This is a genomic window from Stenotrophomonas sp. GD03680 (assembly GCF_029844625.1).
In the GTDB taxonomy this organism is placed as follows: domain Bacteria; phylum Pseudomonadota; class Gammaproteobacteria; order Xanthomonadales; family Xanthomonadaceae; genus Stenotrophomonas; species Stenotrophomonas maltophilia_P.
In genome coordinates, this window is record NZ_JAOCKC010000042.1 from 1 (window position 1) to 11,736 (window position 11,736).

The 11,736-nt window shown below is 67.0% G+C and carries 11 protein-coding genes; 2 read left to right on the forward strand and 9 right to left on the reverse strand.

Annotated elements, in window-relative coordinates:
* Positions 1-21: 21 nt before the first annotated feature.
* Together N5J29_RS19095 and N5J29_RS19100 are read left to right on the forward strand one after the other, a co-directional pair.
* Entirely contained in the window at positions 22-1,038 is a 1,017-nt protein-coding gene (locus tag N5J29_RS19095) for a cupin-like domain-containing protein (protein ID WP_164151406.1), read from the forward strand.
* 116 nt (positions 1,039-1,154) lie between these two features.
* Positions 1,155-2,729: a sensor domain-containing diguanylate cyclase gene (locus N5J29_RS19100; protein WP_053515759.1), complete on the forward strand. Its 1,575-nt coding sequence runs from the start codon at positions 1,155-1,157 to the stop codon at positions 2,727-2,729.
* Positions 2,730-2,746: 17 nt separating this feature from the next.
* Here N5J29_RS19100 and aceK read toward each other — a convergent pair whose 3' ends face one another.
* The 9 genes from aceK to queF form a co-directional block, all read right to left on the reverse strand.
* Complete coding sequence (gene aceK, locus N5J29_RS19105; RefSeq protein WP_164151408.1) at positions 2,747-4,477, reverse strand: bifunctional isocitrate dehydrogenase kinase/phosphatase; 1,731 nt, start codon at positions 4,475-4,477, stop codon at positions 2,747-2,749.
* A 92-nt stretch (positions 4,478-4,569) separates the two neighbouring features.
* On the reverse strand, positions 4,570-4,929 hold the full coding sequence (locus N5J29_RS19110) for a hypothetical protein (protein ID WP_074900004.1): 360 nt from the start codon (positions 4,927-4,929) through the stop codon (positions 4,570-4,572).
* Positions 4,930-4,982: 53 nt separating this feature from the next.
* On the reverse strand, positions 4,983-5,399 hold the full coding sequence (locus N5J29_RS19115) for a roadblock/LC7 domain-containing protein (protein ID WP_164151410.1): 417 nt from the start codon (positions 5,397-5,399) through the stop codon (positions 4,983-4,985).
* Positions 5,392-5,940 (reverse strand): ATP/GTP-binding protein, encoded by a 549-nt coding sequence (locus N5J29_RS19120; RefSeq protein ID WP_065174394.1) that lies wholly within the window; start codon positions 5,938-5,940, stop codon positions 5,392-5,394. The genes N5J29_RS19115 and N5J29_RS19120 overlap by 8 nt, the downstream gene beginning before the upstream one ends.
* On the reverse strand, positions 5,933-6,898 hold the full coding sequence (locus tag N5J29_RS19125) for a hypothetical protein (protein WP_164151412.1): 966 nt from the start codon (positions 6,896-6,898) through the stop codon (positions 5,933-5,935). Before N5J29_RS19125 ends, N5J29_RS19120 begins: the two co-directional genes overlap by 8 nt.
* Positions 6,899-7,207: 309 nt before the next feature.
* Positions 7,208-9,430, reverse strand: coding sequence for an NADP-dependent isocitrate dehydrogenase (locus N5J29_RS19130; protein WP_164151414.1), 2,223 nt, complete (start codon positions 9,428-9,430; stop codon positions 7,208-7,210).
* A 295-nt stretch (positions 9,431-9,725) separates the two neighbouring features.
* Positions 9,726-10,232: a hypothetical protein gene (locus N5J29_RS19135; RefSeq protein ID WP_053515624.1), complete on the reverse strand. Its 507-nt coding sequence runs from the start codon at positions 10,230-10,232 to the stop codon at positions 9,726-9,728.
* A 47-nt stretch (positions 10,233-10,279) separates the two neighbouring features.
* Positions 10,280-10,573: a LysM peptidoglycan-binding domain-containing protein gene (locus tag N5J29_RS19140; protein WP_053515622.1), complete on the reverse strand. Its 294-nt coding sequence runs from the start codon at positions 10,571-10,573 to the stop codon at positions 10,280-10,282.
* Between the two features lie 216 nt (positions 10,574-10,789).
* A complete protein-coding gene (queF, locus tag N5J29_RS19145; protein ID WP_164151416.1) occupies positions 10,790-11,608 on the reverse strand; it encodes an NADPH-dependent 7-cyano-7-deazaguanine reductase QueF in 819 nt (272 codons plus the stop codon).
* Positions 11,609-11,736: the final 128 nt, after the last annotated feature.

The following is an 11,736-nucleotide window of genomic DNA, read 5'->3' on the forward strand; positions in this document are numbered from 1 at the left end:
TCACGCCCAGGATGTCCACGCATGCTGCCCCACCCCCGACCCATCGATGAAGTGCGGGACCTGGACCCGGATGAGCTGCCGGCCCGGCTGCACACCTGGACCACGCCGAAGGTGATCCGCGGGCTGGTCGCGCACTGGCCCCTGGTCGCGGCCGCGCGCCGCTCGCCTGCGGAGGCGGTTGCGCACCTGGCCGCGTTCGACCACGGGCAGATGCCGGTGACCGCGACCACGGCAGCACCCGACGCCGGCGGCCGGCTGTTCTACAACGCGGACATGAGCGGCTTCAACTTCCGCCGCGAGCAGGTACCGTTGAAAGTGGTGCTGGCCACGCTGCTGAAGTACGCCACCGATCCGGCGCCGCCATCGATCTACGTGGCATCGACGACGCTGGACAGCTTCCTGCCCGGCTTCACCCGGGCCAATCCGCTGCAGCTGGGCGTGGACGAACCTCTCAGCAGCATCTGGATCGGCAACCGCTCGCGCATTGCCGCCCATCAGGACGTACCGGACAACCTGGCATGCGTGGCGGCCGGGCGCCGCCGGGTGACGCTGTTCCCACCGGACCAGATCGACAACCTGTACATCGGCCCGCTCGATTTCACTCCCGCAGGGCAGGCGATCAGCCTGGTCGATTTCCACGCACCTGACCTTGATCGCTTTCCGCGCTTCCCGCAGGCGCTGCAGCAGGCGCTGGTGGCCGAACTTGAACCGGGCGATGCGGTCTTCATCCCTTCACTGTGGTGGCACCACATGGAAGGTCTGGAAACATTCAATGTGCTGGTCAACACCTGGTGGCGGCCGGTGCCGGCCTGGATGGACTCGCCGATGAATGCCCTGATGCTGTCGATCCTGGCCCTGCGCGGATTGCCCGCGGCACAGCGCGCGCAGTGGCGCGCGATGTTCGACCACTATGTGTTCGCCGACAGCGAGGCGGCGACCGCACACATCCCGATGCAGGCGCAGGGTGTGCTGGGAACGCTCGACGCAGCCGCGGCCGCGCACGTGCGCCAGACCCTGCTGCGCCGCCTGCAGCGCTGAGGCCGCCGGTCGCGCCGGGCTTCACCCGCGCCGACGCCGTTTCTGGCGATAATGCTGCCTGCATTCCGCCTGCGCCTGCCCGCATTGCGGTCCCCCCCCGCCCCATCCTGCTCCGCATGCGCCTGATTTCGCCCCGCCTCAACCTGGGCAAGCTGATCCTGGCCCTCGCCCTGCTCAGCGCCATCATCGCCCTGGCCAATACACTGCTGGCCAGCTACCGCGTGCAACGCGACCAGCTGGTCGGCAACACGCTGGAGGCCAACCGCGTCTATGCGAGCAAGCTGGCCGAGACGACCCAGAACTTCCTGCTGTCCGCCCAGCAGCAGTTGGCCTACAGCGCGACCCGGCTGGGCGAGGCGGACATGGATCCGCGCCAGGCGCAGGGCGAAGCCAGCCGCCTGCAGCTGCAGTCGAGCAGCTTCAACTCCTCGCTGGTCGTGGATGCCGATGGCCTGGTGATCGCCACCTCGCCCCAGACGCTGCAGCTCCAGGGCGAGATCCTGCACAGCGCGGGCAACAATGCGGCACTGGCCTCCCGTCAGCCGATGATCAGCGATCCCTACCAGTCGGCCACCGGCAAGCTGCTGGTCTCACTGTCGCATCCGATTTTCGACGGCCAGGGCCGGTACCGCGGCTATATCAGCGGCACCCTGTACCTGCGCCAGCGCAGCGCGCTGCATACGCTGCTGGGTACGCATTACTATCGCGACGGCTCGTATCTGTACGTGGTCGACCGCCATGGCCGCCTGCTGTACCACGTCGAAGGCGAGCGGGTGGGCGACTATGTGGTCGGCAATCCGGCGGTGACGGCGGTGATCCACGGCGAGCGGGGAGCACAGCAGGTACGCAACAACCGCGGTGTATCGATGCTGGCCGGCTATGCCCCGGTCGCTGTCACCGGTTGGGGCATCGTCGCCCAGCGGCCCACCGAAGCCACCCTGCAGCCACTGTCGCGGCTGATGTCGGCGGTGATCTGGAACGCGATCCCGCTGGGTGTGTTGTCACTGGTGATCACCTGGTGGTTCGCCCGGCGCATTTCGCTGCCGCTGTGGCAGCTGGCGCGCAACGTGCAGGCCGGCGAGGACACCGGCAACGCGATCAGCCATGTCAACGGCATCCGCGCCTGGTACTTCGAGGTTGCCCAGCTCAAGCATGCGGTGCTGCACAGTTTCAACGCACTGCAGGACCGGATCGGCACGCTCAACCGCGCCAGCCGCACCGATCCGATGACCGGTCTGTTGAATCGTCGCGGGCTGCAGCATGCGCTGGATGCGCTGCAGGCGCAGGGCATTCCCTTCGCGATCCTGGCGCTGGACATCGATCGCTTCAAATCGATCAACGACGGCCATGGGCATGACGTCGGTGATGCCGTCATCGTCCATATCGCCGAGCAGATGCGCCGCCACTCGCGCGAGAGCGATCTGTTGTGCCGCGCTGGCGGCGAGGAGTTCCTGCTGCTGTTGCCGGGTATCGGTACCGAGCCTGCGCGCCAGGCCGCCGAGCGCCTGCGCCAGCACATCGCCGATCATCCCTTCGCACCGGTCGGCACGATCACGGTGTCGCTGGGCGTGGCCCATTTCCCCAGCTTCCATGCCGATGCCGAGCAGGCCCTGCGCCTGGCCGACAAGGCCCTGTACCTGGCCAAGGAACAGGGGCGCAACCGGGTAATCGTCTACCCCCACGCAGACTGAAGCGCAGGCGCGCGGGGCTACGCCAGCCGGTGGCTGGCGGCATAGGGCGGCGTGTCCGGATAGTCGCCACTGGCGAAGCGGGCCTGCAGGGCCTGCCACCAGCCGGGATCGAACAGGTGCCGATAGTGCTCACGCACGGCCGCCAGTTCGCCGGCCGGCAATCCCATGAAGGGGCCGAAGCGTTCGGGGAACACATCGCGCGGGCCAACGTGGAACCAGGGCTCGTCGGCCATCGCCTCTTCCGGCGAGCTCGGCTGCGGCCAGGCACGGAACACACAGTCGCTGACCAGGCACAGTTCGTCGTAATCGTAGAACACCGCGCGGCCGTGACGTGAAACACCGAAATTCTTCGGCAGCATGTCACCCGGGAAAATGTTGTTGCGTGCCATGTCGGTGATCGCCTGCGCGTAGTCGAGCACCGCAGCGCGCACCGGCTCTGCGCCCTGCTCGCGCAGGTACAGGTTCAACGGGCGGAAACGGCGCTGCACGTAGCACAGCGCCACTTCCACTTCGTCGCCATCGACGCGGATGCTCTGCGCGCACTGGCCCAGCAGTTCGTCAAGCAGCGCCGGCGCAAAGCGGTCGCGCGGGAAGCGCAGGTGCCGATAGGGTTGCGCGTCCAGCAGGCGGCCGACACGGTCCAGGTTGAACACCAGCGCGTACTTCTCTTCCACCTGCTGCCGTGACATCGCCTTCGGCCAGGCGAAACGATCGCGGATGAGTTTGAACACCAGCGGATAGCTGGGCAGGGTGAACACGGCCATGACCATGCCGGGGGTGCCTTCGGCGTGGACCAGGCGCTCGTGTGGATGTTCATTGAAATGGCGGAAGAAGGTGCGGTAGCGCTCGGTCTTGCCCTGCTTGGCACGGCCCAGCACGGTGTAGATTTCGTCGATCGGCTTGCCCGGCAGCAGGCTGCGCAGGAACACCACGGCGTCGCCGACGGTGGCCAGGTCGGCCTGGAAATAGCTACGCGACACACCGAACAGGTGGGCGACATCGCGGCGACGGGTCAGCACTGCATCGGCACGCAGGCCCTGTTCGTCGTTGACCAGCGCGATCACGCAGGGCGAGAAGCGATGCTCGCCGAAGACGCGCCCTACCAGATAGGCGCGACGCTCGCGGTAGAACACGGTATCCAGCAGTTCGATGCTGCGTACCGGCGTATCGCCCCAGTGCGCAAGATCATCCTGCAGGCGCACGGCGATGGCGGCGGCACAGCGCAGCTGGTGCGCATAGGGAACATCGAAGCGATAGTCAGCCAACACCCGCTGCAGCGCCTCCACCGGGCGCGTCGGTGAGACCGCATAGGTGTGGCGGGCGACCGGATGGGTGATCGCATCGGACGGCTCGACATCGAAGGCGATGAACTCCACCGCCGGGTCCACGCCGCGAGTGGCGAACAACCGCCGCGACAGCGTGTTGTAGAACGTCTTGTACAGCTCGGCGTCGATCAGCCCCTGCAGCAGGGCGCTGTAGGCGCCGTGCACCTGCAGCCACAGCGAGCGCTCGCCGATCGCCTCACCGGCAAGCCGGCGCAGTGCGTCCATCTGCTCGGCGATGCACAGGTCGTACAGGGCGATGCGCTCGACGGCGTCCTGGCGGGCACCGTTCCAGTCGCGCTGCTCGAAGCGCTGCCGCGCGCGGGCGGTGATCGCCGCGAAGCGGGCATGGTACTGCTCGAATCCATCGCGGATGGCGCCTGCGATGCGCGGCGCCAGCTCGGTAGCGATGTCAGGCGTGGACATGCAGGGCTCACCGGGGAAGATGGCTCAACCATACGCCGGCGTGGGGTGGAATGGGTAGAGCCGGGTCCTGCCCGGCTCCAACAGGCATCGGCTCAGATGGCCAGCTCGGCCTCCACTTCCTGCACCTTGCGCCGGGCCAATGCCAGATTGGATTTGCTACGGTCCAGCACGATGTAGAAGAACAGGCCCTTCTTCCTGGCCACCGGGCGCATGATGTGGTACGCCCTGCCCAGCGAGATCAGGATGTCCTCGATGCTGTCGTTGAGGTTGAGCGACGCTGCGGTTTTCATCTTCGCGCGGATCACTTCAGTGTTGCCGGCTGCCGCCACTTCCATGTCCATCCCCGCACCGGCTTCGCCCAACAGCATGCCGCTTTCATAGTCGACCAGCGCCACGGCCTGCGCGCCATCGATACCCATCAGTGCATTCAACGATTCATTCAATCCAGACACGTTGCACCCCTTGTCGGTGTAGGTTCGAGCCCCTCGTTCCCCTGCGGCCGGGCTCACGGTCCGCCGAGTTCGGCCAGGATCGCCTGGCCACATTCCCTGCTCTGCCACAGCACCTGGCCGATCACGCTGCGCTGGTCGCAGGCTGCCATCAGCAGCAGCGGCACACGCCCTTCACCGTGAATGGCCAGCATCAGCACCTTGCCGCCCGCGGCTTCCAGCATCAGCGTCTGCAGGTCTCCCAGGACCAGCTCGCGCCCTACTGCTGCCGCCAACCCCAGCATTGCGCTGGTCATCGCGGCCAGGCGTTCACCACGCCCTTCGGCGCCGGCGCTGACCAGCGCGAAGCCATCGACACTGGCCAGCACCACGGTGCGCACCCCTTCCACCCGTTGCTGCAGGTCCTGCAGCAACGGCTGCAGGCGTTCGCGCTGGCGCGCATCGGGCAGCAGTGCGGCCTGTCCGTCAGCCATGCGCGGTCACCAGCGCGTACGCTTCGATCTCGCTCATCAGCACATCCATCAGCAACAGCCCCTGTTCGCGGTCGCGCGCATCCAGCGGCAGCAGCGGCAGCGGTTGGCCGTCGATCTGCGCATGTGCTGCCCAGTGTTCCATCGCGGCCGCCGGTGCCTGGTCCAGATGGGTCACCGCCACCACCAGTGCCAGCGCCGGTCCGAACGGCCGCAGCACCTGCAGGTAGCCGTCCAGTTCGGCAGCCACGCCGGCACGTCGGCCATCCAGCAGCAGCACCGCGCCGCGCGCGCCCTGCAGCAGTATCGGCCACAGGAAATCAAAGCGTTGCTGACCCGGCGTACCGTACAGGCGGAGACGCTCGCCATTGGGCAGATCGATGTCGGCGTAGTCGAGCGCCACCGTGGTCGATGCCTTGTCGGCGCCAAGCCGATCGCTGTTGGCGACGTCGGTGTCCACCACCGTGCCGGCGGCGATGCTGCGCACCAGCGTCGACTTGCCGCTGCCCATGCCACCCAGCACGACCACCTTGTGCTCACGCATTGCGTTCGCTCCTGCGCAGGTGGCGCCACAGCCGGGCCAACAGCCCGCTGTCGTTGCCCGTGCCGCGCATGACCGTCACCGTCGCCGCAGGCGCCGGTTGCAGCTGCGCATAGCCACACAGATAAGCGGCGTGCACGAAATCGCGTACTGCAGCCTGCGGAAGGTCGAGCAGCACGGCACACTCGTCCACCGTACAGGCGCGCTTGAGCAGCAGCGAGCACAGGCGGAAGCCATCGTGATCGTGGCCCAGTACGCGGAAGTCAGGCCAGCGCAGCAGTTTCACCGAGGCGACGCGCAGGCGCTCGTCCAGGGCCTGCCAATGCGGGCTGCGCTGCGCCCACTGCCACAGCAACGGGCGCAACGGCTGCCGGGTGCGATCTGCCGCCTGGGCCTGCAGCTGCGCTGCTGTCAGCGCATCGAGCCAGAGCTGTTCGAACCCCCGCGCAAGGCGTTCGACCAATGCCACGACGGGCTCGTGCAGTGCGATGGCCTGGTCCTGCTCCAGGTCCAGCAGCAGCAGGGGCGCAGCGGCATCCCCCAGCAGCGCGTATCCCTGCCGCAGTGGCAAGCGCTCGCGCAGCAGGCGGGTGATCGCGTGTGCACCATCGGCCAGGCGGATCGGCGCGGGCACGTGTGGAATTACGGGTTCCGGTGGGCGCTGCATGCCACGCAGTGCGCGGCCGATGGCGCCGTCATCGAGCACACGCTGCTGGCCATCGCCGTCGCGCAGCTGGCCACCGGGATCTTCGATCCAGCACTGCAGGCGGGGCCGCTGCTGGCGCATGCGCAGGGCCGCGTTGCGCAATGCGGGCGTATCGCGGATGACCAGCAGATCACAGTCGTCCAGATCCTGGCTGCGGCGGATCTGGCCGTCAGGCAGGGCCGAAGCGATGCGCAGGCGCCTGAGCAGGGCCTGCTCTCCCTGGATATCGGTTCCCACTACCAGCACGCGTGCCATCCGTGTTCCCCGTGCGACCGCCTCCCCGGCGATCTCGCGTCGCCAAGGCTAGGTCATCGCCCGCGGCATCCGTCGTGATCGACCGCTCAGATTGACAGTGCCCGCGCCTACGCACACATCGGTTCTGCGACGGCCATCGCGGGCAAGTTTCATGCCGTATTGACGGCATTCCGACAGCTGACGGAAGTCACGTTTTCATCGCTTGGGGTCAGATCCCTTTTGCATGGCAAAAAGGGGATCTGACCCCGGAGCCAAAAAGAAACCCGCGCCGAAGCGCGGGTTCCGGGGTCACGACCGAACGGCGATGGATCAACCGCGCAGCTGCTCCAGCGCGGCGTTGAAGGTCGCGCTCGGGCGCATCGCCTTGCTGGCCTTTTCCACGTCCGGACGGTAGTAGCCGCCGATGTCCACGGCCTTGCCCTGCACTGCGATCAGCTCTTCGACGATCTTCTGCTCGTTGTCGGTCAGGGCCTTGGCCAGCGGGGCGAAGCGTGCCTTCAGTGCGGCGTCCTCGTCCTGCGCGGCCAGGGCCTGCGCCCAGTACAGCGCGATGTAGAAGTGGCTGCCACGGTTGTCGATGCCACCGAGCTTGCGCGAAGGCGACTTGTCGTTGTCCAGGAACTGGCCGTTGGCTTCGTCCAGCGCCTTGGCCAGGACACGGGCTGCTGCATTGTCGTAGCGGTTGCCCAGATGCTCCAGCGACGCTGCCAGCGCCAGGAACTCACCCAGCGAATCCCAACGCAGGTAGTCCTCTCCAACGAACTGCTGTACATGCTTGGGAGCCGAGCCGCCGGCACCGGTCTCGAACAGGCCACCACCGGCCATCAACGGCACGATCGACAGCATCTTGGCGCTGGTGCCCAGCTCCATGATCGGGAACAGGTCGGTCAGATAGTCACGCAGCACGTTGCCGGTCACCGAGATGGTGTCTTCGCCCTTGCGGATGCGGGCCAGCGAGAACGCGGTGGCTTCCACCGGCGGCAGGATGCGGATGTCCAGGCCGGCGGTGTCGTGGTTCTTCAGGTACTGCTCGACCTTGGCAATGACCTGCGCGTCATGGGCGCGGGCAGCGTCCAGCCAGAACACGGCGGGGGTGCTGCTGAGGCGCGCGCGCTCGACCGCCAGCTTGACCCAGTCCTGGATCGGGGCGTCCTTGGTCTGGCACATGCGCCAGATGTCACCGGCCTCCACCGCGTGCTCGAACACCACGCTGCCCGCGTCATCGGTGACCTTGACCACGCCGTCGGCGGCGATCTGGAAGGTCTTGTCGTGCGAGCCGTACTCTTCGGCCTTCTGCGCCATCAGGCCGACGTTCGGCACCGAGCCCATGGTGGCCGGGTCGAAGGCGCCGTGCGCCTTGCAGTCGTCGATGACGGCCTGGTAGACGCCGGCATAGCAGCGGTCCGGGATGACCGCCTTGGTGTCCTGCAGCTTGCCTTCGGCATTCCACATCTTGCCGGAGTCGCGGATCATCGCCGGCATCGAGGCGTCGACGATCACGTCGCTCGGCACGTGCAGGTTGGTGATGCCCTTGTCCGAGTTGACCATCGCCAGGCCCGGGCGCTGCGCGTACTCGGCCTTCAGGTCGGCTTCTATGGCGGCGCGGGTGGCCTCCGGCAGCGTCGGCAGGCGCGCGACCAGGTCTCCGATGCCGTTGTTGGCATCGAAACCGGCCTGCCGGATGGCGTCGGCGTGCTTGGCCAGCACGTCCTTGTAGAACTCTTCCACGACCACGCCGAACATGATCGGGTCGGAGACCTTCATCATGGTCGCCTTCAGGTGCAGCGAGAACAGCACGCCCTGGCTCTTGGCATCGGCGATCTGCGCGTCGATGAAGGCAGCCAGCGCCTTGCGGCTCATCACGGCGGCATCAACGATCTCACCGGCCTTGACCGCGGTCTTTTCCTTCAGCACGACGGTGCTGCCGTCATTGCCATGGAAGGTGATCTTCAGGGTGCCGGCGTTGGCGAGGGTTGCCGACTTTTCGCTGCCATAGAAGTCGCCCGCGTCCATGTGCGAGACGTGCGACTTCGAATCGGCGGACCAGGCGCCCATGCGATGCGGATGCTTGCGGGCATAGTTCTTCACCGACAGCGGCGCGCGACGGTCGGAGTTGCCTTCGCGCAGCACCGGATTCACCGCGCTGCCCTTGACCTTGTCGTAGCGCGCCTTGTAGTCGCGCTGCTGGTCGTCGGCCGGCGTTTCCGGGTAATCCGGCAACGGATAGCCCTGGTCCTGCAGCTCCTTGATGGCCGCCTTCAGCTGCGGCACCGAGGCGGAGATGTTGGGCAGCTTGATGATGTTGGCGTCCGGCGTGGTCGCCAGCTGGCCCAGCTCGGCCAGGTCGTCACTGACCTTCTGCTCCTCACCCAGCAGTTCCGGGAACTGCGAAAGAATGCGCCCGGACAGCGAGATGTCGCGGGTTTCCACCACGATGCCAGCGGTGGCGGTGTAGGCATCGACGATCGGCAGCAGCGACTGGGTGGCCAGGAACGGGGCTTCGTCGGTCAGCGTGTAGAGAATCTTGGACATGGGGGACTTGGACTCTGTAGCAGTGCTCAGGGAAAGCCCGGCGGCAGCGCCGGACCACGTGCAACCGTGTCTCGCGCGGGGCCTGGCCCCACGCTTTCCCCCGTCGCCGTCAGGGTGGGCGCGCGGCGGGGAAACCCCTGCATTGTCGCGTTTTCAGCCGCGCGGGGCAAAGCCGCGCCATACGCGCCGGTACTGCAACGCAGTGATTCACCCGGCTGGGGGTGTCACGCAAAAAAAAGACGCAGCCTCGCGGCTGCGTCCATCGTGAGCCCTGCCGGGAGAGAGTCGGCAGGACTTACTTGACCTCGAACTCCTGCGGCGTTCCGGCCGCCTTACCATCAACCATGACTTCGGCGCGGTACTTGCCGGCCGGCCAGCCATTGGCATTCTTGAAGGTGATGTTGGTGGTCTCGGCACCGCTGGTGTTCAGCGTGGCATTCTGCTCGCCGGCGACCTGACCGTCCTGGAAGGTCAGCTTGGCGCCGACGTTGACGTTGTTGGCAGCACCGTCTGTGCGGACCGACACGATCACATCGTCCTTCGGCGCGAACAGTGCTGCCGGAGCGACGGACTTGTCCGCTGCCGCCGTCTTGCCGACGGAGACGGAGGAGACGGCTACTGCCGCCTCAGACATCGGCGGCGGCGCGCCGGTCATCGGTGCCGGGGCCGTTTCGGCCGGGGCGGTGGCAGCGGGCGCTGCATTGCTGTCGGTCGACTCTTCCTTCTTCTTGCAACCCACCAGGGCGACGCTGCCCAACAGGGCGGTCAGCAGGGCGGTCTGGAGCGGCGTGGTCTTGATCATTCGGTGTTCCTCCCAGGATTGTCGGATGGCGTGCGGGCGCGGCCGGCTTACTTCGGTGGCAGTTTCAGGGTCTGGCCAGGGAAAATCTTGTCCGGGTCATCGAGCACGTCCCGGTTGGCTTCGAAGATCTTCTTCCAGGCATTGGCGTCGCCAAGATGCGCCTTGGCGATCTTCGACAGCGAGTCCCCCTTCTGCACGGTGTAGGTGCCGCCGCTGACCACCTCGGCGGTGCTGTCCACCGAGCCGCTGACGCCGGAGAAGTCCGCCTTCGGTGCCTGCTGGGCGGTACTGTCGACGCTGGCGCTGACGCCGGAGAAATCAGCTTTCTTCTCGGTACTCATCCACAACTCCCGTCTGCATGACTACGTGGTTCGCACGGTGCCATGGCGGTTGTTAAATGGGGATGGTGCAGATGTGAAGCCGCCCCCCCGGGGGGCTGAACAATCGGGAGATGGACACCCCCTGCCCGCTGCTCCACCGGTAGCGCCTGCGGGGGATCGGTGGGGCCGCTGCGCTCGCCGGGCGTGGCCCGGCGCTACCGTAACCGCCTGCGGCGGTTACTGGCGCAGCTCGCGGTAGGTCGCGGCCGGGGCCGCGATGCCGGGGCTGGCGCGCCATGGATTGATGTCGAGGCCGCCGCGACGCGTGTAGCGCGCTTCCACTTCCAGCCACTGCGGCCGGCAGCGCGCGGAGACCTCGCTGAAGATCCGCTCCACACACTGCTCGTGGAATTCCGCGTGCTCGCGGTAGCTCACCAGATAGCGCAGCAGGCCGGCCCGGTCGATCTTCGGCCCCTGATAACGCAGGCTGACCGTGGCCCAGTCCGGCTGGCCGGTAACCGGGCAGTTGGATTTCAGCAGCGCGGAGACCAACGTCTCCTCCACCGGCTGCGCAGCGTCGGCCGAGAGGAAGTCCGCCTGCGGGGGGCCGTAGCAGTCGATCTCCAGGTCCAGGCCGTCGATGGATTCGCCCAGCGGTACCGGGCGCAGTTCGGGCAGGCCGAACGCCACCTGCACGGGTGCGCCGGCACAGGCTGACAGATCGTCGACAAGACGCGCATGCAGTGCCTCGGCACTGTCGATGCGGGTGCTGTTGAGGGAATTCAGGTACAGCTTGAACGACTTCGATTCGATCAGGCACGGCGAGGTGCAGGGCACCTGCACGGTGGCAACGGCCACCTGCGGCTTGCCACGCGGGTCGAGCCAGCTCAGCTCGAACGCATGCCAGCGATCATGGCCGACGAACGGCAGCGCGGTGTCATCGAGGCCGATCTCGGCGCGGGCGGCGCGGCGGGGGATGGGAAACAGCAGGCCGGGATCGTACTGCGACGGGTAACTGACCTCGCGACCGAGGCTGGAATCCTGGGGGGTGTTCATGGTGCGCATTGTATCGCGACGGGGCCGGGCCTCCGGCCGGGCCGGCCAACGGCGGAGCCCCTCCGTGGTGGTTTTGTCGGTTGGTCGTGGAAGGCGGTCTATCGGCTTGGCCGGGTGGGTAGGCGGGT